Below are 21,637 nucleotides of genomic sequence, written 5' to 3' on the forward strand. Positions count from 1 at the left end.
CGATGGGTTTCGTTAGATCTTCTTCGTTATGGAAGCCGAGGGGTGCTCTCGTGCTGTTGGTTCTGGCTTTTATCCTAGCGGCGGCTTTCGCAGAGGCGCCTGCTGCCCGAGCCGCCGCTCCGGAAGCCTATAAGTGGGATAATGTAAGCATCGGGGGAGGCGGCTTCGTCATCGGCATGGCGATCCACCCGACGGAGCCGGATCTGGTCTATATCCGAACGGACGTAGGCGGCGCCTACCGGTGGTACCCGGCCGGACAGAGATGGATTCAGCTCATGAACTCGTTCCCCCAGGAGGAAGCCAATCTGTACGGGATCGACAGCGTAGCACTCGATCCGTCGAATCCCGACTTGGTTTACTTGGCGGCAGGCAAGTATCCTTGGTCTCCTTCGGATATTCTGAAATCCACGGACCGGGGCGCCACCTGGGCCAAAAGCAGCTTCACGCCTCTGATGAAGGCTAACGGCGAAGCGCGGGATATGGGAGAGCGGCTGGCTGTTGACCCGAATGACGGGAATATCCTCTATATGGCCACTCGTTTTGACGGCTTGTGGAGGAGCACGGCGGCTTCCAGTCCTGGCTCCTGGAAGCGGGTGGAAGCGTTTCCAACCGTCGGGACGAGTCCGATCGGACTGGATTTGGTCGTGTTCGATAAGAGGACGGGAACGAAGGGGAGTCCGACCCAGACCATCTATGTCGGAGTCCGGGACAGCGGAATGTACCGGAGCACGGACGGAGGAGCAAGCTGGGGGCTCATGAACGGCAGCCCCACACAGCCCAACCGGGCGGTGACCGCCTCCGACGGCACCCTGTATGTCAGCCACTCCCAAGGGGTAGCGAAATTCAAGGATGGAGTATGGACCAACATCACCCCGCCCAAGGCGGCCGGGTATAACGGGATAACCGTTGACCCGACCAATCCGGCCGTCGTCATGGCTTCCGCTCCGGATTGGTCCAAATACCCGAACGCCATCTACCGTTCGGTTGACGGTGGCGCTACCTGGACGCCGCTCAGCTACAATAAACATCCGGACGTTCCCTGGTGGACGGGGAACTGGTTCGCGGCCAACGTCTCCAGCTTGACCATCGATCCCGTGAAACCGAAGCGGGTCTGGTTCACGGACTTCTTCGGCACCTGGTCCACGGACGACATTACGGCCACCCCCTCCCAGTGGTACACCCATGAGAAGGGGCACGAGGAAGTGGTCACCTTCGCGCTGCGCAGCACTCCCATCGGGGCAAAGCTCTTCAGCGGCCACGCGGACGTGGACGGCATGCGGCATGCATCGCTGGACACCTTCCCGGCGGTGAACTTCTCCAATCCCGATCTTGGAGATACGGTCTCCATCGACTTCCAAGAGAGCAATCCGAACTTCGTCGCCCGGGTGGGCACCACCCGCTACAATTATACGGGCGGCGGCAGCTATAGCACCGACAATGGGGTCAACTGGCAAGCCTTCAGCCAGCCTCCGGGAATCGGAGGCCGCATTGCCGTATCGGCGGGCAGCGAGACCATCGTTTGGCTTCCGCAGTACGGCAGCCCCCAGTATTCCACGGACCGGGGCCAAAGCTGGATCGCCGGCACTGGGGCACCGACGGGGCTGGTGAACGACTTCTGGACCTGGCACCAGCCGCTGGCCTCTGACCGGGTGAACAGCGATACCTTCTATCTGATGGACCGGTATTCGGCATCCTTCTACCGCAGCACCGACGGCGGCGCCACTTGGTCGGTTGCTTCCACCCTGCCCGTATCCACGGGGAGCCAGCCTTTCTACAGCGTCAAGGCGGCTCCGGGCATGGCGGGAGAGGTATGGGTCGGCATGGAGTCAGGCGGGCTGTTCCGCTCCAGCGACTCCGGCGGCAAGTGGGCGAAGCTGTCCAATGTTCAGCAGGCTAAGCTATTTGCCTTCGGGAAGAACAAGCTGGGGAAGAGCAACCCGACCGTCTTCGTATACGGGATTGTGGATAACGTCAAAGGCATCTTCCGGTCTGATGACATGGGAGCGACCTGGGTGAAGATCGACCTGCCCAATCCGACGGCAGGCAATGAGCCTAACACCATGGAGGGTGACCGTCAGGTATGGGGCCGGGTCTACATCGGCACCAACGGAACCGGCGTGTTCTATGGGGACACCCTGATGAGTGAGGAGCCCGATACGGCGGCTCCCAGTGTGCCGGGGAACCTGACTTCTTCCTCGGTAACGGCCACAGCCGCCACCTTGAGCTGGACCCCGTCAACCGACAATACAGGGGTAGCCGGGTATGAGATCTACAAAGGAGGCACCCTTGCCGGAACGACGGTCTCGCCGACCAACACCACCTATACCGTCAAGGGGCTTACACCCGGCACCAGCTATACCTTCACCGTTCGGGCGAAGGACGGGGCGGGCAATGTCTCCGCCGACAGCCTTCCGCTCGTCATCAAGACAGCGCCCTCCGTCGCTCCGCCGACCAACCTGACGGTTTCTTCGGCGGACCGCACCAGCATCAGCTTAAGCTGGAGCCCACCGGCCAATCCCGACCGGGTGACGGGCTACAACATCTATTCGGGCACCAAGCTGGTCGGGTCTGCGGCCGGCACCTCCTTTACCTTGACAGGACTCTTGCCCGACAGAGCGTATTCCATCTCCGTCCGTTCCAAGGATGCAGCGGACAGCACATCCGCGCCGGCAACGGTCACCGTGACTACCTCGACGGCTCCGGGAACCTTGGCGTTCAGCGACGACTTCCAGGACGGCAAGGCGGAAGGCTGGACCCCCAAGGGCGGGAACTGGTGGGTCTCTTCCACCAACGGTACCGCCCATTACACGCAATCGGATTATTTCAATTCGAACTCCTTCAGCACCATCGACGACAGCTCATACGGCAATTACATTGTGGAGTCGAAGGTTCGTCTGAATTGGTCGGACGTCGATCTGGGAGCGGGTCTCGTAGCCCGCTATCAGGATCCAAACAACTATTATGTATTCTATAACCGTGCCGGCAAGCTGGAGATCACCCGGATCTTGAACGGGAAATACACCGTACTGGCTTCGAGGAATTATACGATGTCCGTCGGTGAATATTATACCTTCACTGCCGTGCTGAACAACGGAGCCCTCGAGTTCTATGTGGATGGCATTAAGGAGCTATCGGCGATTGACGCCACGCCCCTGCCCCCGGGCAAAGCCGGCTTGTTCACCTTGAAGATCGGAGTGGACTTCGATAATGTGAAGGTCATCCGGGACCGGGACTTCACACCGCCTGCGGCGCCGACGGGAGTGAAAGCGGCGTCGGTCACCGAGAACTCGGTGGAGCTTGCTTGGAACCCCGCAACGGACAATATCGGAGTCGTGAAGTATGAGGTATACAGCGGTCCGGCCCTCCTGGGAACCGTCACGTCGTCCACGTATGCTTACACGGTCACCGGTCTGACGCCGGGTACGGCCTATACCTACAGTGTCAAAGCGGTGGATGCCGTTGGCAACGTATCACCGTCCAGCCCGCTGCTGGAGGTGACGACGACGAGCTACCTAGTCGAGGCGAAGAAAACCATGTCCCCCATTACGGTTGACGGAGCCTTGAATGAGACGGTATGGTCCATGGCGAAGCAGATCAAGAAGACGGCAGTCGGCACCTCGGACAACACCGCTACATTCGGCGTGCTGTGGGATCAGCAGTATCTGTATGTCGGGGTGAAGGTGCTGGACGGTTCCTTGGCCAACGATTCTTCGTATCCGGGAGACGACGATTCCGTTGAGATCTATATCGACGGCAACCATAACCGGGGCACCGTATACGATGGCTCCGACCGGCTCTATATCAAGGGCTGGTACGATCCCACGCTGTTCGAGAAGAAGTGGAGGCTGGACGGCGTCCTGCACGGTGGGGCTTCGATCCAAGGCGGATACAGTGTGGAGCTGGCCATTCCCTGGAGCACCTTCGGCATCGTGCCGACAGCCGGAATGACTGTCGGATTCGATGTGGGCGTGAATGATGACGAATTCGGAATGGGTCCGCAAGGCCGTCTGGTCTGGGCCGGCACAGCCAATAACGGTTCGGATACATCCGGCTTCGGCAGCTTGGTGCTATCTCAGGCGGTAACCGGAGATACGCAAGCCCCGACGGCGCCGGCCGGCCTGACTTCGCCGTCGCATACCGACAAGTCGGTCAACCTGGTCTGGACGGCATCTACGGATAACGTAGGTGTGACGCAATATGAGATCTATAACGGCGAGACGCTTGCCGGTACTTCGGACACGGCTTCCTATCAAGTCACAGGCTTGAAGCCGGGCAAGGCCTATACCTTCACCGTGAAGTCCAAGGATGGGGCAGGAAACGTCTCCGCTTCCAGCAACCCGGTTCAAGTGACGACGGATGCTTCTTACGTGCTGCTTCCGACCGCTAAGACGACGGCCGTCCTGACCGTGGACGGCAAACTGGACGAAGCGGAATGGACCATGGCGAAGCAGGTGGGCAAAACCATCAGCGGGACGGCCAACAACTCGGCGGAATTCGGGGTGCTGTGGGATGATCAATACCTCTATGTCGGCGCCAAGGTAACCGACGCGGAGCTGTTCAACAATTCCAATGAGCCGTATTTGGATGATTCGGTGGAGGTGTATCTGGACGGCAACCATAACCAGGGCAGCGTCTACGACAGCTTCGACCGGCAATTCATCAAGGGCTGGAATGACAGCGACCTGTTCGAATCAAGGGGGCTGAAGAGCGGAGTTCTGCATGCGTGGTCGGCAATCCCTGGCGGATACAGCATAGAGCTGGCAATCCCCTGGGTCTCCCTGGGTTTGACTCCGGCTGAAGGAATGCTGATCGGCTTCGATGTGGCAGTCAACGACGAGGATACTGGCAACGGGCGTGACAGCCAGATCATGTGGGCCGGCACCGGAGACAACTGGTCCAACACCTCCTCCTTCGGCGAGCTGCTGCTGTCGGGAAGCAAGCAGTCGGCGGATACCGTGGCCCCCACCGCTCCGGCCAACTTGACCTCACTCTCGAAGGCCATGACTTCCGTGGACTTAACCTGGCATCCTTCGACGGACAATATGGGTGTGACCGGATATGACGTTTACAATGGTTCGATCCTGGCCGGGACCGTAACATCCGTGACCTACTCCGTTTACGGCCTGCTGCCGAATACCGCCTATGAGTTCCGAGTGGCGGCGAAGGACGCAGCGGGTAATGTCTCGCCACTCAGCGATCCTCTGCATGTGACGACTCTGGGGGCGGCTTCCGCCGTTATGCTGGTCGGGGATGCTCAGGCGTTGCCCGGTCGTGCCTTCCATGTGGACCTCGGGCTCTCCAATGTTACCGGCAGTGTGTATGCTTCACAATTCACGGTGCAATATGATCCGGCCTTGGTGGAATTCGTATCCGCCGAAGCCCTGAAGGAAGGGGTGGGAATCTGGCGAACGTCTACGGATGTGCCGGGCACGGTTAAGCTTGTAGCCGCCTCCGAAGGCCCGGACCAAGCGGTAACGGCGGCGGGAAGTTTGTTCCGGTTGAACTGGAAGGTCCACTCCGGGACTGCCCATGGAACGGCGATATTTACGGTGTCCAAAGCCATTCTAGCAGGCGGGACAGGTCAGGAGCAGCAGGCAGACACGAATGCGGAGCACCGCGTAACCATCGTTTTCACGAACCGGGCGGAGCTTTTGACCTTGATCGGCCAGGCTCAGGTGCTGCATGATGCGACGCAGGAGGGAGAAGCCATCGGCCGGGTGCCGGCCGGCGCTAAGACGGCACTGGCTCAAGCGATCGTTGCGGCTCAAGCTGTGGCCGCCGATGAATGGGCCGCGCAGAGTACCGTGGATGCGGCGGTTGCGGCCTTGGGTGCGGCCGTTCAATCGTTCCGGGATGCCATCATCACCACAATCGCCGGGGATATGAACGAAGATGGAGTCGTCAGCATCGGTGATCTGGCTATGGTTGTCGCCTGCTTCGGCAAAACCACCGCCAATTCCGATTGGGATGCCGCGAAGAAAGCGGATTTCGATCATGATGGCTCCATCGGTATTCCGGACCTGGTGTTCGTCGCCTCCCGTATTTCGCTGAAATAACGAGAGTCCGTTCAATACCAATTCTCATCCAACCGACTGGACAGACGATAAAAAATCCGCCCGGCACCCGTCGATATGACGGTGCGGGCGGATTATGGTGCTTGCGTTAGGAAGTGGTCGTTCCGGCTTGAGCCAATCCGCTAAAGGTCACTGGTCCGGTCAGGGTCACGGGTGTCGGGCCGGTGGCTGCAACAAACATCGTATACCGGATCTCACGGTTCTGTACGAAGAGCGCAGGCGGGAAATCAGCCGCATGGAAGGAAATGAGGGTAATGTTGGGTCCGTCGATCAGGTTGTATACAGCCGAAAAGAAGATAACTCCGGAGCCGAATACGGAGGAACCTCCCCGCTGAAGATATATAATGACCGAATCCGGAGCCAAGCCTGTAACGCCGACTGTCCCCCATAGCTCTACCCGGACATCCCCTTCATTAACCGTCCCAACTGCTGCTGCGGTTTGAAGCCCGATGTCACCGTACATGACCGGAATCTCGGTCAGAACCTCCGTTCCTCCGCCGATATTGCGGTGCATGGAAACTCTGGAGTCCAAGAATTGTATCGTCATTTGATCACCTCCATTTGAGATGATACAGTATATGGGTCCTCCGGTGGGTTACGCTTGGACGAATGATGCAATGTAAATACCTAAAAATTTCCACGTCCGCAGAGCGTTCTCCCAGCTTATCACCCTTCGTATTGACCCGGCCGGGTTCGACAGAGGTGTTGGAGGTCGGGACGGATTTATTTCGGCCCAACAGGCAAAATTCGCCTTATCCCCGTATATGCTTCTAATAGGGAAGTGAGATGGGGAGGGGTGTGGGTGTGCCCATATTGAACGGTGTCCATACGGTCTATACCGTGCGGCCAGGCGATACGTTGTACACCATTGCAAGCCGGAGCGGCAGCAAGGTGGAGCTGTTGGAGCAGATCAATGCGTTGTACCCGCCATTCGCGGAGCGGGGTGTCATCTATCCGGGCCAGGTGCTGGTGGTATCGGAGGTTGGGTTGAACCAGCGGAATCAAGTGTCCTATATCATCTATCCCGGGGATAGCCTGTATACCATCGGACTCCGGTTCTCGGCGGTGCCGGAGATGCTGGTCGGCCTTAATCCGTTGATCCAGAATCCGGGAGTGATCTACCCCGGCGTGCCGCTAATCGTTCCGGCAGTCATCTATGCGGTGGAGGAAGGGGAAAGCCTCTTCTCCATCTCCCAAAAGCTGGGGATCCCGCTCTCCGAGCTGGTCCGTGCCAATCAGGGGCGGCCGGGCTTCTCGCCGGACCTGATCCTGTCCGGCTACCGCCTCATCGTACCCCTGCCGTCCTCCGCCAACATCCTGGTGTTCCGGCCGCTGCCCGGAGCCACGATCCGGCCGGGGCAAGCCTTGGAAGGAATCGCCCGGGCGTTCGAGGCCGTTATCCAATACCGATTGGTGGATCGGGAGCAAACGGTGGTGACCGAGGAGAAGACGCTGATGACATCCGCCGGTGCTCCGGCGTACGGAAGCTTCTCTACCGCCATTCAGTTCGACCGGCAGCCAACGGCAAACAGCGGCGTGCTGTGGGTGTACGCCCGAAGCGCGCGGGATGGAAGCATCATCGATCTAGTTCAAGAGCAAGTCTATTTTACCCTTTCGTAATCCGAGCCTTCGCCGTGGAACCAAACGGCGGAGGCTTCTTCAATAGAACAAAGTTAATAAATGTTATAAATACAAAATTAAAGTAGGAACCAACAATTATTGAATATCAAATTTAGATTAATCCCCCCTTTTCCGATGCCGACGTCGTATAAATCTTTGGCACTCGAGACCATATTAAGGATACCTGCAACACGTTAAGGGGGGGATGAACCATACTTCGCAGATTAACCCGGAAGGCCAAGCTCATGGTGTGGAAAACTCAAGTATTATCTCATCTGGAGCCGCCTTCGCCGGAAGAGGATCCGGCAGGCGCACCGGAGAAGCCGATCCCCGTGGCTGGGGACCTGACCGCGAATCATCGGCTGCTGGAGGAGCTTCTCGGCAAGCCGGAGGGACTTCTGTACCGGAGGCTTCTTATCGGAGGCGAGGGCGGGCTGCCGGCTCTATTGGTTTCGTTGTCCGGCATCGTGGACAAGAAGCTGCTGAACGAACACGTCCTGGCGCCTCTCATGCGGGTGGAAACCGCAGGATCCCATTCGCGGCTGTTGGCCCATCTGCAAGAATCGGTGCTGACGGTTTCTAACTTGAGCGAGGAGGCGGACCTGCACCGGATTGTGAACGCCATCCTGCAAGGCTGCGCCGCTCTGTTCGTGGAAGGAGAAGACACGGCGCTCGTAATCGGCGCGGAATCCTGGAAGGGCCGCAGCATCCAGCAGCCGCTTACGGAGACGGTCATCCGCGGACCGCGCGATTCCTTCGTCGAGGATCTGGAGACGAATCTATCCTTGCTGCGCAAGCGGATCAACCATCCGAAGCTCCGGTCGGAGCAGCTCCGGATCGGGTACATGACGAGAACCCGAGTGGTTCTGGTGTACTTGGAGGGGATCGTGAACGATGGGGTAGTGAAGGAGGTCCGGCGCAGAATCCGGGCCATCCGGACCGATGCCATTCTGGAGTCGGGTTACATTGAGCAGTATATCGAGGATGCGCCATTCTCCCTGTTCCCTACCATCGCCAATACGGAGAAGCCCGATATTGCGGCTGCCCGTATCCTCGAAGGAAGGGTTGCGGTCTTCGTGGACGGGACCCCGATCGTTCTTACGATGCCGGATCTCTTAATCAGCCATTTTCAAGTGTCGGAGGATTATTACTCCCGGCCCTATTATGCGAGTATGATCCGGCTTTTGCGGATCTTAAGCTTTTTCACCACAATCATGCTCCCGGGGCTGTTCCTGGCCATCCAATATCATCATCCCATTCTCATTCCGTATTCGCTCCTGGTGAGTCTGGCCAAAGCGAGAGAAGGCATGCCGTTCCAGCTCTATCTGGAGGTGCTGCTGATGATCCTCGTATTCGAGGTCATACGTGAAGCGGGTATCCGGATGCCGAAGCCCATCGGACAAGCGGTGAGCATCGTCGGGGCCCTGATCCTGGGGCAGGCGGCGGTGGAAGCCGGATTGGTAGGGCTGCCGGTCGTAGTGGTGGTGGCGTTCGCCGGGGTATCCACCTTCCTCATCCACACGCTGGTGGAGCCCATCAGCATCCTCCGCATCTGCTTTGCCGTCGCCGGTGCTGCTCTTGGAATCTATGGCATGCTTCTATGCGGAATGCTGGTGGTGACTCATCTGGCCACACTCCGGTCCTTCGGGGTGCCCTACTCGGCTCCATTGTTCCCCATGAGATGGCCGGATTGGAAGGATACCATCCTGCGCCTGCCCCTCTGGATGCTCTGGCGCCGTCCGGTATCGCTGCAGCCGGAGCGTTCGACCCGCCAGCAAGAAGGAGGGATGGCCGGTGGCCCGCGACGCGTTCGCAAGTAAAGGAGTCCGGCTGATCCTGGCCGTGTGGGGTATTGTACTACTACTGCCTCTTGGCGGCTGCATCACTCCCGAGCTGAACGAGCGTTCTCTCGTCTCTATGGTCGGTATCGACCGCAAGGAGAACGGGGATATCCGCGTCACGCTGGGTCTGATCGGAAGCGACAAGCAGGCGAAGAAAACCGAGGAGCAGGCGCCGGTATTCACAGCCGAGGGCGAAACCTTGTTCGAAGCGGCAAGGACCTTCATCCGAAGCAACGGCAACCGACCGCTGTGGACCTACATCAAGGTCATTGTCATTGGCCCTTCCGCGGGGGAGCAGGATTTGAAGCCGCTGATGGATTTTTTCAACCGCAACAACGAAATTCAGCCCAATCCTTATATCGTCTTCTCCACCGTCTCCGCGGAGGAGATCCTTCACTTAAGTACGGAATCGCCGGAACTTCCTGCTCTGGTGGTCGAGAAGCAGATCAAGAACCAGACACAGCTATCCCAATCGCCCGTCGTGACCTTATACGAATGGAATGAAATGCTATTGCGGCCGGGGCAGACCGCCATGGCTTCCCTGTTGAAGCCGGTTAAGGACCGGGACCGGATCCTGCCGGTTATCGAAGGCGCGGCCGTAGTCCGAGGGGGCCGCACGGCAGGGTATCTGGAAGCAAAGGAGACGCGGGGCATCCTCTGGGTGCGGGAGGAGGTGCGAGGAGGTGTGCTCGTGCTGCCTTTTCAAGGATCAAGGCCCGGTGAAGAGACGGGGAAGGCTGCCTTGGAAATCACCGGGAGGAACCGGGCTGAAATACGGCCCCAGCTGTCCGGTGACCGGTTATCGTTGGACATCTCGGTTCGGGTCAAATTGGCCGTAGGAGAAATAATGGGAGGACCGTCAACCGAGCCTCCCGGGATAGCCCGGATGCAGCAGCAGGCGGAGGAACGGATCCGGATGGAAATCGAGGAGGCCCTCGCCATTACCCAAAAGCAGTGGAAAGCGGATGTGCTGGGGATCGGACGGATGGTGGAGAGAAGCTATCCGGATTATTGGCTGGAGCATGCGGAGCAATGGCCGGACATCTTCGCAGCGGTACCGGTTCGGGTTACCGTCCAGGCTAACATCGGCAAACTCGGCTTGCTGCATTCCAACTCCGGGGAGGGAACGGGTAATGACGGATAAGACGGCGGTTTCCACCCGCCAAATCTTCTACCTGGCACTGCCGCTGCTCCTGATCATGGGGCACTTCTTTCTTGTTCCCGTTTATCTCGACTGGGCCGGACGGGATGCATGGGTGGGCATACTGGCGGGCTTCGCGGCAGGAGGTGTCCTGTTCGCCGCGATGGGCCGTCTGCAGGAGCGGCTGTATGGAAGAACGCTGGTGGAATGGGCCATTCTCCGTTGGGGGCCAACCGTGGGAAGGCTGGCCACTCTGCCTTATATCGCCTACATGTTCGCTTTGTCCGTTATTACCCTGTATGGAACCGGCGTATTTGTCGGGTCGGTCTTTTTCGTTGAACGGCCCTTGTGGGTGATCACGGGAACCTTCACGCTGGTGCTGCTGTACCTGGTTCATCACGGCATCGAGGTCATCGCGAGGGTCTGCGAATGGGTGCTCCTCTATAATATCGTGTCCGGGCTGCTCGTATCCCTTGCGCTGCATCATATGAAGGATTATACCAAGCTGACCCCGGTGCTGAGACACGGGATGGCGCCGGTGCTTCCGGTGATGCTTCTGGTGCTGGCAGTGTTCGGCGAGATGCTCGTCCTTCTGATGGTTCATGTCAAAAGAGAGGGGCCCCGGTCCTTCTCCCACACCCGCATGTATATGATCTTATTCGCGGCTGCCATGATCATCCTCCCCTCCACAACGGTTGGACCTGTGGTCATCTTCGGCGAGGAGCAGGCTCGGGAGCTGGCCTTTCCGGTGGAGAGCACCGTCCGCCTCATCAATGTGGGATTCATCGAAAGGTTCGACATCTACGGCCTTACGATCATGACCGTATCCGCTCTTCTTCGTCTGGCCCTGCTGCATTATGCCTCCAGCACGGCTGTGGCACAATGGTTCTCCTTACCGAGCCACAAGCCCGTGAATCTTCTCCTGGGAGCCGTTCTGCTCGCGGTGTCTCATACCACGTTCAGCGACTATTCGGAGCTCCTCGTTTTTTTGCGGCGCCTATACCCGTATGGTGGAGCCGCAGGCGTCGTCATTCTGGCCATGGGCTTATGGACGTTTTCCAAGAGATCCAACCGCGGGACTTGAGCCAAAAAGCGAATCGATTACCGGCTCCGGATCGATGGATTGAATGGACCACGGCCGTTCCGGTGAGGAGCGGACCAGCTTCCAGACATAAGTGATCGCCTGGGAACGGCCTCCCTGCTTCCAGACGTTCAGCCGGACGGACAGCCTGCCGGTCAGAGCCTCCGGTTCCGGAGAGCTTGCCTTAGGGTCATCAATCTTGCGGACTGTCAAGCGGCTGTCGAGCCATTCCTTGGTTAATAGAGCCGTCTCAGGGGAATCAGGCGCCAGCAGGATGCCCAACAAATGCGGATCCTTGTGGTTCGAAGCCACGACGAACAGATCGACGAGCCCGTCAAAAGACAGACCCCGTTGATATTCCTCCAATCGTCCCGCAGCTTTGTGCACCATGGCTTGGTGGGCGGGGTCCATGGAGCCGGAGCCATGGGTGACCGAACCCAGGAAGTGGATGCAGAAGTGTCCGTGGAAATCGTTTCCCGGTATGCCGTCTCCCCCATGGGGCATGCCGTGCATGGAGGCGGCTACGGGCCCATCGGGAGAATCCAGCAGAACCGCCTTGCGGTCCCAGCTCCAACGGCCGCCGTAGATCCGTTTCATAACGGCCGAATCCTCCTTGGTAAGCGGCTGGACATCCGCGTGGGCGGAGCCGGCCCGGCGCTGTCCCCGGAATCGGAGGCCGGATTCGATATCCGTAATGGTCAGGACCGTCCCTTTGGGAAATCGCTTGTTAGCTGCAGACCAGTCCAGCGGTTGACCGTAATGGCTTTTTTCCAGGGCGGAGGTCAGATGGTGAAGCTCCCGGATCATTTTGCGGGGAGGCTTGTAAGCATGGTCGCGGTCTGACCGCAGACTCCCGGAGTCAACCGGAATGAGCAGTTCCTCCCGGTTCAGCCATTGGTATCGGGTCTTGGCCGAGTCCGCGCCGACCGTCATCTCCACATAGGAGTAAGGTACAGATGCAGGCGGGGCTGGTACAGGCTCCAGCCTCTGGAGCCAATTGTGCCAATGGCGCGAACGGATCTGAACGCCGGAACGGTATTCGGCTTGAACGGAAGTACGCAGCGTAAGATTAGCTTCGGTCTCCGGGGGCACTGGCTTGGCAGCGACAGATACAGGCCGAAGCAGAACAGCGGCAAGAAGCAGAATAAGAGGGACCGGGGCAAGGAATCGGCGCAGCGGTTGAATGGCAGCTTCCTCCTTTTCGGGCAGGCTTTCTTCTATTCAGGTTGTACTCGTACGGCGTCGGTCAAACACGGAAAAAGCTGGACGATGGAGCCGTGACAAAAAGCGTGCCTTTGTTTAGAATAGACAGAAGAACCACCGACATATTGACCGCAGAAAGGGGAATTCGGATGATAGAGCCAATCGGAGTGGAGAGCTTGGAGGCATTGGACCGGTGCGAGACGGATTGTGTCCATGCCGATGCCGTTCAGGAAGCCCGTGAAAGAGCAGCGGCTCCAGAGCAGATCGCGGAGCTGGCAGAGCTGTTCAAGGCGTTGTCCGAGCCGACCCGGCTTCGGATTATCCATTCGCTGCTGAACCGGGAGCTGTGCGTTTGCGATCTGTGCGACGTCCTCGGCATGCAGCAATCAGCCGTATCCCATCAGCTCCGGGTGCTGCGGAATTTACGTATCGTCAAGCGGCGCAAGGAAGGGAAGATGATGTACTACTCCATCGATGATCAGCATATCGAAGGACTGTTCCTCCAAGGCCTTCATCATATTGCGCATAAGTAGGAATCCCCTCTTGTCCTGGTCATTTCTTGCGAAAATGGGATTGACCGGAGAGGGATCCTCCGGTACAATCAAGGCATACTATATATGAATGGGTGTTCATATGTTAATGGATTAGGGGGAGATCCCATGAAGAAGAGCCTAGTCGTTCAGCAAGGAACGCATGGTGCGGCGCATGAACATGAGCCCGGCCATAGGCATGCGGGTGAAGACAAGGAAGCAAGTGCCGCTTGCGGCTGCGGGTGCGAGAGTGAGCGTGCAGGTGAAGCCGATGAAGTGGGAGCTGCCTGTGGGTGCGGGTGCGAGAGTGGAGAAGAGCGAGTAGGTGAAGCCGAAGAAGCGGAAGACGCCTGCAGCTGCGGGTGCAGGGATGAGCGTGCAGGTGAAGCCGAGGAAGAAAGTGCCGCTTGCGGCTGCGGGTGCGAGAGTGGGAGCGGGGGAGGTAACAGTCATCAAACGAATAGAGAGAACGTTCTGGACGATCGTGCAACCGGCGGCCGCCGGTTGTTCCGTGTTCGCGGCATGGATTGTGCGGACTGCGCCCGTCATCTCGAGAAGAGAATCGGCGCATTGGATGGCGTTACCGACGTTCGGGTGAATTTCACCCAAGGCACCATGACCCTGGTATATGGGGGGGCCGCAGCATCCCTCATCCGGGCAATCCGGCAAGCCGGATACAGCGGAGAGGAGGCCGTCTCCGGTTCCTCCCGAACCGCACTGCCCGAATCCTTCTGGCGCGGCAACCCCAAAGTGCAGCCGACGGTTTGGTCCGCGCTTCTGTATGGTCTGGCTCTGTTATGCGGCTGGCTCATCGGGAATGGGGAGGAGTCCGGATTCGGCCTTACCACCCTCTTCTACCTGGCGGCCATGGCTGTCGGCGGATGGAGAATTGCCTACACCGGCATCACCGGGCTGCGCTCCCGCACCGTCGGAATGGAGCTTCTTATGACTGTGTCCGCCATCGGCGCGGCTCTGATCGGGCAATGGAGCGAAGGGGCGGCGGTGATTGTTCTCTTCTCCTTAGGCGAGATGCTGGAGGCGTACACGATGGACCGAACCCGGCGTCAGGTGAACAGCTTGATGGCGCTGGCTCCGGAAGAGGCTCACATGGTGCGGGACGGCGGGATGGAGACGGTTCCGGTCGGCGCTCTTCTGGTCGGAGACCAGATTCGGGTGCTGCCGGGAGAGCGGATTCCGATGGACGGCCAGGTGCTGGACGGCCTGTCCGCCGTGAATCAGGCTCCAATTACGGGAGAATCTGTGCCGGTGGACAAGACAACGGGCGACACCGTCTATGCCGGAACCGTGAACGGGGAGGGCACGCTTACAATTGAGGTCACCCGCTTAGCCCGCGATCATACGCTGGCACGAATCCTGGCACTCATCGAGGAAGCGGAAGCCCAAAAAGCACCCTCCCAACGCTTCGTGGACCGCTTCTCGAAAATATATACGCCTGCCGTTCTGGTGCTGGCGCTCCTGGTTGCGGTCCTGCCGCCGCTTGTCGGTGGAGCTGCCTTTGAGCCTTGGTTCTACCGGGCGTTGACCTTGCTGGTAGTCGCCTGCCCGTGCGCGTTGGTCATCAGTACACCCGTTGCGATCGCCGCCGCTATCGCCCATGCCGCCCGACGCGGCGTGCTGATCAAGGGCGGCGCCCATCTGGAGCGGCTCGGCGGACTTCGAGCCGTGGCGTTGGATAAGACCGGCACCCTGACCTCAGGAGTGCCGGAGGTGCTTCAGGTGCGCGCTGCTCCCGGCAGCGGGGCGGACGAGGCGGAGGTGCTCCGCACGGCCGTTGCGGTGGAGCTGGGCTCCGCGCACCCGTTGGCCCGCGCGGTGCTCCGCTATGCGGAGGCGCGGGGCGGCGCAGCCGCGGTTTCGGCGGACGCCGGGTCATTCCGGGTGTATCCCGGAATGGGGGCGTCCGCCAGCGCGGGGGGCCGGCAGGTGTATGCCGGCAGCCCGCGGCTGTTCCGCGAGCGGCTCGGCGTCAGCCTCGAGCCCCTCGCGGAAGCGTTGGCGGCCCTGGACCGGGAGGGCCGCCCGTATCTTCTCGCCGGCACGGAGGATGCCGTGCTCGGCTGGATCACCTTCGCCGACCCGGTCCGGCCGGCGTCGGCGCAAGCGCTGGCCGAGCTGGATGCGCTCGGCGTCCGGCGCTTGCACATGCTGACCGGCGACCACGCGGGGGCCGCCGAAGCCGTCGTACGCGCGCTGGGGAACGCCGGCCGGTCCTTGACCTGGGAAGCGGGGCTGCTTCCCGAGGAGAAGCTGGACCGGATCCGGGCGCTGCGCGCAGAGCATGGCACCGTCGCCATGGTAGGCGACGGCATCAACGATGCTCCCGCCTTGGCCGCGGCGGACCTCGGCATCGCCATGGGCGCCGCCGGCTCCGATGCGGCGCTCGAGACCGCCGATGTGGCGCTCATGCGGGACGATCTGTCCCAGCTGCCCTACGCCGTCGGCTTATCCCGCCGGGCGCTCCGCATCATCCGGCAGAACATCGGCTTTTCCCTCTTGATCAAAGCCGTGTTCCTGGCTGCCATCCTTCCGGGCTGGACCACCCTGTGGCTGGCTGTCCTGGCCGATACCGGCGCAGCCGTTGCAGTCACGCTGAACGGGATGCGATTGCTCCGCCGATCCAAGTAACCTATAATGTAGTCATCACCTCCTCGCCGCTTCGAATCTGGAGGCCGGCGCAGGAGGTTTTGTGCGTGTACATACGGTTGGAATAAGATCCATTCATTCATTGGGAGGAGGACGGGAACAGTGGAGAGAAAACAAGCGTTTCGGATTCTGCTGGAGGGCGACCGGGTCATCCGGGGAGACTGGTACGGTGCGGAGGAGCCACGGGGCACAGTCATCGTTTGCCATGGATACAAGGGCTTCAAGGATTACGGCATGTTTCCCCGGATCGGCCAGCTGCTGTCGGACCGCTGGGACGTCGTGCTCCTAAATTTCAGCCTGAACGGCGTGGGGGACAGCTTGGTGGAATTCACGGAGCTGGAGCAGTTTGCCCGGAACACGTTTTCGGCCGAGCAGGAGGACCTTCAGCAAGTCGTCAAGGCTGTCCGCGAAGGCAGACTGCCTGTCGAGAGCGGACGTCAGCCGGCAAACCGTCCGGTCTTTTTGTTGGGTCATAGCAAAGGGGGAGGCGGGGTCCTGCTCTTCGCTCTGGACCATCCGGAGCTGGTGGACGGAGTGATCAGCTGGAACGGCATCTCCCGCCTCGACGTCTATTCGGATGATGAGAAAAAGGCGATGCGCGAGACCGGCAGGGCTTATACCCGGAATGCCCGCACCGGCCAGGACATGCCGCTGGACCGGGTCATTCTGGAGGATATGGATGCGAACCGGGAGCGGTTCGATCTGATCGGGAGGATACCGGGGCTCCGGGTCCCGGCCGTCCTCATTCAAGGGGAAAAGGATTCCGCCCATCATCTGAAAGGCTCCGCCCGGTTGGTGGAAGCCCAGCCCAAGCTCCACTGGCACTTGGTTCCGGAAGGGGACCACCGGTTTAATACGGTGCATCCGTATGCTGGGGATACGGATGCTTTTTTGGAAGCGATTCGGTTGACGGCATTATGGTTGGAGGATTGGAGCGATTCGTAAAGTAGAGGAGACCGCATGGGACAAGAAAACGGTACGTTGTCGGAGGGACAGCCGAAGGGACATCCGGAAGTGCCCTTCGCTATTGGGGAATTATCGGTGGTGATCGGCTTCGTCATCGCCGGATTGGCTGCCGCCTACGCATGGGGATTGCCATTGGCGGCCGGTTTTTCGCTGGGCTTCGCAGCTCTGTGGCTCGGCTGCCTGCGCAAGGGGATCTCATCGGAGGTCTTGTGGATTACGGCGTGGAACGGATTCAAACGAACCAAGGAGGTGCTGTGGATCCTCCTCTTGGTAGGCATGGTGATCCCGACGTGGATGGCCAGCGGCACCATCCCGTATATGATTGATCTAGGGCTCCGACTTATGGAGCCGTCTATTTTCGCGACGGGCAGCTTTCTATTGTGCGCCTGCATCTCCATGATTCTGGGTACCTCGACCGGGACTATGAGCTCGGCGGGGATCCCTCTGATGGGGATGGCGGCCGTGCTTCACGTTCCGCTTCCATTGGTTGCGGGGGCTGTCGTATCCGGTGCGTTCGTCGGAGACCGGGCCTCGCCCTTCTCCAGCGCGCATCAGCTGGTCGCCTCGTCCACAGGGCTGACGGTCCGGCAGCTGGGCAGAGCGCTTGCTCCGACTACAGTGGTCGGCGTGGCGGCGGCCATCCTTTTTTTCGTGTGGCAGGATGTGAGCGGACATTGGAGCGGTTCTCCGGGAACCGGTTGGAGTACGGGCTATGACGCAGTATTCCGGTTTCATCCAATCTTGGCAGTGCCGCCGGTGTTGTTGGCTCTCTCCAATGTCTTCCGGCTGCGGATCAAGTATGCGTTCCTGATCTCCATCGCAGCCGCAGTCGTAATCGGAATGACGGTTCAGCAGGTGGAACCGGCGTCATGGCCCCGGTTTCTCTGGAGCGGCTATGCGTCCCCGGCGATTCCCACCATTCACAGCAAGGGCGTGGCCGGGATGCTGGAGCTGATGATGCTGATCGGCTTGGCTGGAGCATTCAATGGGATTCTGGAGGAGCTGGGGCTGATTCGCCCTTATGCGGAGCGGATCATCGGGGAGAAGTCATCCCTTCCTTCGGCTACACTGCGAACGGGGCTCTTCGGCCTGGGGCTGGGCTTGGTCTCTTGTACGCAAACCCTGCCCATTATGATGTCGGGACGGACGTTAGCCCCCTCTTGGACCAGGAGGATGCCGGCCGGCGAGCTGGCTCGAACTGTAGCCGATACCAGTCTGGTTCTGCCAGGACTGGTGCCTTGGAACATGCTCGCGATCCTATGTGGCACCATCCTCGGCATTCCGGCGGCGGATTATATTCCATATGCGGCATTTCTCTGGAGTCTGCCGATCCTGACGATTATTTATTCGTTCGTCAAGTCCCGTAATCCGTCAGAAAAATAACCCTCCCGGTTGACAGCGGCGGCAAAAATTGATATTATTCATTTTGTCGCCGCTCCTTAAGGGAGCAGCCAACTGAATACGATCTGCTAGCTCAGCTGGGAGAGCACCATCTTGACAGGGTGGGGGTCAGTGGTTCGAGCCCACTGCAGATCATACTGTTCAATCTCGGAAAACCCTTGGATTTAAAAGGGTTTTTCTTTTGTATTTATATCCTATTTCGCTCTTATGCCCACATAAAATAAATCGGGGGGCAAGACAGGGGGGGGGAATTTCTCTGCAACAATGTTTCCGTAATGAAACATTTATTATAGAGCAAATTGTAAAGCCATTCTCTCAGAGGATGGTTTTTTGTTTGCTTTAAATCCTCCATATGATAATATATAGAACAAACGTTCCTATATTGGAGTTGATCCTATATGATTCCTCAACAAATAACCCATTATAAACCATCACTTACTCCTCAGCATAAGCACGAACTAATTCGTACAATTGCAGTAGCCATGTTTAGCTCCATAGAAGTCCATATTACGCTCTATTCGACCGATGGTGATATCACCTTTACTGGAACCTTCACACAACTGGACAAGGCATTTAGGCGACTAAAAATTGATACCATCGATGGGGGGTTATGGGTTAATTTCGATGATCTACTTAACGTACAAGTGATATATTGTTATTAGACATTCCATAGTAGATAGTAGGGCAGATAAATGATGGCTTTATTTTAGTGGTCTGCCTTCGCGGCAGACTTTTTCTTTGCTTCCAAAGTCTTATCAAACAGACACATTCATGGTAAAATGTACCTATACAAATTTTGGTGAATATCGTCGCTGATTGGAAGGTTTATATAATATGGCTGCTGCTAAACTCTATATTGCCCGAGACAAAGATGAATGGTCAGTTACCGACAAGATGACGAGGGAACGAGCTTCAATAAAGCACTTGGAAGAACTTGTTCGAACAGGTGAAAAGCCGTTTATACAATCTGTTGATGTTGAAGAAGGTTCGTATAAGTGGAACGCTGAACAACAAAAGTATATTAGAATTGAAAATGGAGCCAAAGCAAATGAAGTTTCTGAAAAAAACAATGTGGTTGCGCAAATCATCAATATGTTTGGCTATATTTCCATAGTCATATCATTACTTGTAGGATTCTTCGGTTCAGATAATATAACTCTTAGTATCATCTATATCGTATCTGGTTTATTTTCAGGCTTTATGCTTATTGGCTTTGGAGAAATTATTCGTTTATTGGATGTAATTGCAAAGAAATAATAAAGGATGGGGGATTTTCTTTTGGACGTTCTCTCTTGTTGTTGGCTACCACCATAACAGTTATCAATGCTGCTTATTTGTCGACAACTTATAGAGAAGAAACAATTGAATTGTTCAGGAGCCTATTTGGAAAATGAAATTGGAAACAACAGATTGTTTACATGGCTATTTTCATCTAAATGCACAGTTTGTTGTCAGTCAGGCCGGGAACCGCGCATATACTATAAGACTCAAGTCAAGCTTATTAAGGTATGTATACAATGTGTTCCGTATGCAGAAAGAAGGGCTTTCCGAAGAGGTAACATATGAATCAAAAGTTATATGAAATCTTAATAGATCCTTCAGGAATATTAAAAGTATTTGAAGCTATAAAGTGAAGGGGATTAAAATAATGAAAGACTTTTTCAAACAAGGTATTTTGCCCTTTTTGTGTATATTTATTTTAGGATCTTTTGCGTATTGTAAAACTCCTAGAAGTGGCCCCGAGTCTGTAAAATATTTTGTGTAAACTCTCAAAACCAAATCTAGTAAACTAGAAGAAAGAAAGGTCGGTTTGAGAGGATGACACAAGTGGCACGGTTTAGCAAGGAACAGGTGAAAGCATTCGTCAAAGAAAACAACCTGAAGACCATGGATGACGTGCAGTCTGCACTAAAGGAATTGTTTGCGGAAACGCTTCAGTCCATGCTGGAGGCCGAGCTCGATACGGAACTCGGATACGAAAAGCACGATGTGAAGAACAAGGCGACCGCCAACAGCCGCAACGGTAAAACAAAGAAGACGGTAACCAGTGAATACGGTGAGATGGAGATCCAAGTTCCGCGTGACCGTAACGGCGAGTTTGAGCCTATGATTGTGAAGAAGCATCAGTCGAATGTGACGGGCATCGAAGACCAAATTATCGCCATGTACGCTAAGGGTGTGAGCACACGCGACATCCAGGATCATCTGAACCGGCTCTACGGCATCGACGTCTCTCCTACGATGATCTCAAACGTGACCAACAAGATCGTGCCCCTGATCAAGGAGTGGCAGAACCGCCCGCTGCAAGGCGTGTATGCCGTTGTATTCCTGGATGCCATTCACTTTAAGGTCAAACAGGACGGAGCGATTGTGAACAAGGCGGCCTACATGGTCATCGGTATTGATCTAGACGGGAACAAGGACGTGCTTGGCATGTGGATCGGCGAGAATGAGTCGGCCAAGTTCTGGCTGAGCGTCCTTAATGACCTCAAGAATCGCGGCGTACAAGACATCCTTATCACCTGTGTGGACAACTTGACCGGATTCTCTCAAGCGATTTCCGCCTGCTATCCGAAAACCGAAATCCAGAAGTGCATCATCCACCAGATCCGAAACTCTACGCGATACGTGTCCTACAAGGACCTGAAGAAGGTTACGGCAGACTTGAAGCCGATCTACAAAGCCGCTACAGAAGAGGCAGCCTTGGTCGAGTTGGATCGTTTTGAAGAGACCTGGGGAAGCAAGTACCCACTTATTATCCGCTCCTGGCGTAACAACTGGGACGAGCTTGCCACGTTCTTCAAATACCCTCCGGAGATTCGCAAGCTCATCTACACGACCAACATCATTGAGAGTTACCATCGCCAGCTCCGCAAAGTCACCAAAGGAAAAAGCATCTTCCCCTCCGACGAAGCGTTGTTGAAGATGCTCTATCTTTCCACCATGGATGTGGTTCGGAAATGGACGGGACGGGTTCAGAACTGGGGACAAATGCTGTTGCAGCTGTCGGTCTTTTTTCCTGATCGGGTCGGTCAACATTTACGGTAGACAGGCCAACTCCCCCTCCCCGGGGGAGTTCCCTATAAATGAGCTTACACAAAATTCTTGACAGACCC

General features: G+C 57.3%; 16 protein-coding genes and 1 tRNA gene. 14 read left to right on the forward strand and 3 right to left on the reverse strand.

The annotated features are described in order from the left end of the window. Positions 1-2 precede the first annotated feature (2 nt). The gene (locus tag ACSEXW_RS11915; RefSeq protein ID WP_438446362.1) at positions 3-6,056 is read left to right on the forward strand and encodes a sugar-binding protein; all 6,054 of its coding nucleotides are present in this window, start codon (positions 3-5) and stop codon (positions 6,054-6,056) included. A gap of 106 nt (positions 6,057-6,162) precedes the next feature. Here ACSEXW_RS11915 and ACSEXW_RS11920 read toward each other — a convergent pair whose 3' ends face one another. Beyond that, positions 6,163-6,621 (reverse strand): hypothetical protein, encoded by a 459-nt coding sequence (locus ACSEXW_RS11920; protein ID WP_438446363.1) that lies wholly within the window; start codon positions 6,619-6,621, stop codon positions 6,163-6,165. A 257-nt stretch (positions 6,622-6,878) separates the two neighbouring features. On the opposite strand from ACSEXW_RS11920, the gene ACSEXW_RS11925 reads away from it, so the two are divergent. The 4 genes from ACSEXW_RS11925 (at position 6,879) to ACSEXW_RS11940 (ending at position 11,760) form a co-directional block, all read left to right on the forward strand. Then, complete coding sequence (locus ACSEXW_RS11925) at positions 6,879-7,694, forward strand: LysM peptidoglycan-binding domain-containing protein (RefSeq protein ID WP_438446364.1); 816 nt, start codon at positions 6,879-6,881, stop codon at positions 7,692-7,694. 245 nt (positions 7,695-7,939) lie between these two features. Next, complete coding sequence (locus ACSEXW_RS11930) at positions 7,940-9,514, forward strand: spore germination protein (RefSeq protein ID WP_438446365.1); 1,575 nt, start codon at positions 7,940-7,942, stop codon at positions 9,512-9,514. Continuing rightward, positions 9,489-10,679: a Ger(x)C family spore germination protein gene (locus ACSEXW_RS11935; RefSeq protein WP_438446366.1), complete on the forward strand. Its 1,191-nt coding sequence runs from the start codon at positions 9,489-9,491 to the stop codon at positions 10,677-10,679. The genes ACSEXW_RS11930 and ACSEXW_RS11935 overlap by 26 nt, the downstream gene beginning before the upstream one ends. Next, the gene (locus ACSEXW_RS11940) at positions 10,669-11,760 is read left to right on the forward strand and encodes a GerAB/ArcD/ProY family transporter (protein WP_438446367.1); all 1,092 of its coding nucleotides are present in this window, start codon (positions 10,669-10,671) and stop codon (positions 11,758-11,760) included. Before ACSEXW_RS11935 ends, ACSEXW_RS11940 begins: the two co-directional genes overlap by 11 nt. Here ACSEXW_RS11940 and ACSEXW_RS11945 read toward each other — a convergent pair. Continuing rightward, positions 11,722-12,690 carry a hypothetical protein gene (locus ACSEXW_RS11945; RefSeq protein ID WP_438446368.1) on the reverse strand — a complete coding sequence of 323 codons (969 nt, stop codon included), beginning with the start codon at positions 12,688-12,690 and terminating at the stop codon, positions 11,722-11,724. The two genes, ACSEXW_RS11940 and ACSEXW_RS11945, sit on opposite strands and share 39 nt — an antisense overlap. Positions 12,691-12,762: 72 nt before the next feature. Here ACSEXW_RS11945 and ACSEXW_RS11950 point away from each other — a divergent pair, with 72 nt between their 5' ends. Continuing rightward, positions 12,763-13,038, forward strand: coding sequence for a hypothetical protein (locus ACSEXW_RS11950; RefSeq protein WP_438446369.1), 276 nt, complete (start codon positions 12,763-12,765; stop codon positions 13,036-13,038). A gap of 71 nt (positions 13,039-13,109) precedes the next feature. After that, positions 13,110-13,493, forward strand: coding sequence for an ArsR/SmtB family transcription factor (locus ACSEXW_RS11955; RefSeq protein WP_438446370.1), 384 nt, complete (start codon positions 13,110-13,112; stop codon positions 13,491-13,493). 138 nt (positions 13,494-13,631) lie between these two features. Here the strand turns inward: ACSEXW_RS11955 and ACSEXW_RS11960 are convergent, their stop codons facing one another. Continuing rightward, on the reverse strand, positions 13,632-13,946 hold the full coding sequence (locus tag ACSEXW_RS11960; protein ID WP_438446371.1) for a hypothetical protein: 315 nt from the start codon (positions 13,944-13,946) through the stop codon (positions 13,632-13,634). 48 nt (positions 13,947-13,994) lie between these two features. On the opposite strand from ACSEXW_RS11960, the gene ACSEXW_RS11965 reads away from it, so the two are divergent. The 7 genes from ACSEXW_RS11965 to ACSEXW_RS11995 all read left to right on the forward strand — a co-directional run bounded on the left by ACSEXW_RS11965 (position 13,995) and on the right by ACSEXW_RS11995 (position 21,569). After that, positions 13,995-16,136, forward strand: coding sequence for a heavy metal translocating P-type ATPase (locus tag ACSEXW_RS11965; RefSeq protein WP_438446372.1), 2,142 nt, complete (start codon positions 13,995-13,997; stop codon positions 16,134-16,136). Between the two features lie 120 nt (positions 16,137-16,256). Next, complete coding sequence (locus ACSEXW_RS11970; RefSeq protein WP_438446373.1) at positions 16,257-17,099, forward strand: alpha/beta hydrolase family protein; 843 nt, start codon at positions 16,257-16,259, stop codon at positions 17,097-17,099. Between the two features lie 15 nt (positions 17,100-17,114). Beyond that, positions 17,115-18,503 carry a Na+/H+ antiporter NhaC family protein gene (locus ACSEXW_RS11975; protein ID WP_438446374.1) on the forward strand — a complete coding sequence of 463 codons (1,389 nt, stop codon included), beginning with the start codon at positions 17,115-17,117 and terminating at the stop codon, positions 18,501-18,503. Between the two features lie 80 nt (positions 18,504-18,583). After that, positions 18,584-18,656: transfer RNA gene (locus ACSEXW_RS11980), tRNA-Val, on the forward strand. A gap of 263 nt (positions 18,657-18,919) precedes the next feature. Then, a complete protein-coding gene (locus tag ACSEXW_RS11985) occupies positions 18,920-19,183 on the forward strand; it encodes a YolD-like family protein (protein WP_438446375.1) in 264 nt (87 codons plus the stop codon). Positions 19,184-19,355: 172 nt separating this feature from the next. Beyond that, positions 19,356-19,778, forward strand: a complete 423-nt coding sequence (locus ACSEXW_RS11990) for a hypothetical protein (RefSeq protein WP_438446376.1) — start codon at positions 19,356-19,358, stop codon at positions 19,776-19,778. Between the two features lie 561 nt (positions 19,779-20,339). Then, complete coding sequence (locus tag ACSEXW_RS11995) at positions 20,340-21,569, forward strand: IS256 family transposase (RefSeq protein WP_438446377.1); 1,230 nt, start codon at positions 20,340-20,342, stop codon at positions 21,567-21,569. Positions 21,570-21,637: the final 68 nt, after the last annotated feature.

It is taken from the genome of Oryzibacillus soli, from assembly GCF_051594765.1.
In the GTDB taxonomy this organism is placed as follows: domain Bacteria; phylum Bacillota; class Bacilli; order Paenibacillales; family NBRC-103111; genus Paenibacillus_AR.

Bases quoted from the DNA above. Each gene is read 5' to 3' on its own strand.
- ACSEXW_RS11945 (WP_438446368.1), bottom strand. From the start codon at position 12,690: ATGACGGTCGGCGCGGACTCGGCCAAGACCCGATACCAATGGCTGAAC.
- ACSEXW_RS11940 (WP_438446367.1), top strand. From the start codon at position 10,669: ATGACGGATAAGACGGCGGTTTCCACCCGCCAAATCTTCTACCTGGCA.
- ACSEXW_RS11915 (WP_438446362.1), top strand. From the start codon at position 3: ATGGGTTTCGTTAGATCTTCTTCGTTATGGAAGCCGAGGGGTGCTCTC.
- ACSEXW_RS11955 (WP_438446370.1), top strand. From the start codon at position 13,110: ATGATAGAGCCAATCGGAGTGGAGAGCTTGGAGGCATTGGACCGGTGC.
- ACSEXW_RS11950 (WP_438446369.1), top strand. From the start codon at position 12,763: ATGGCGCGAACGGATCTGAACGCCGGAACGGTATTCGGCTTGAACGGA.
- ACSEXW_RS11990 (WP_438446376.1), top strand. From the start codon at position 19,356: ATGGCTGCTGCTAAACTCTATATTGCCCGAGACAAAGATGAATGGTCA.
- ACSEXW_RS11985 (WP_438446375.1), top strand. From the start codon at position 18,920: ATGATTCCTCAACAAATAACCCATTATAAACCATCACTTACTCCTCAG.
- ACSEXW_RS11995 (WP_438446377.1), top strand. From the start codon at position 20,340: ATGACACAAGTGGCACGGTTTAGCAAGGAACAGGTGAAAGCATTCGTC.
- ACSEXW_RS11920 (WP_438446363.1), bottom strand. From the start codon at position 6,621: ATGACGATACAATTCTTGGACTCCAGAGTTTCCATGCACCGCAATATC.
- ACSEXW_RS11930 (WP_438446365.1), top strand. From the start codon at position 7,940: ATGGTGTGGAAAACTCAAGTATTATCTCATCTGGAGCCGCCTTCGCCG.
- ACSEXW_RS11975 (WP_438446374.1), top strand. From the start codon at position 17,115: ATGGGACAAGAAAACGGTACGTTGTCGGAGGGACAGCCGAAGGGACAT.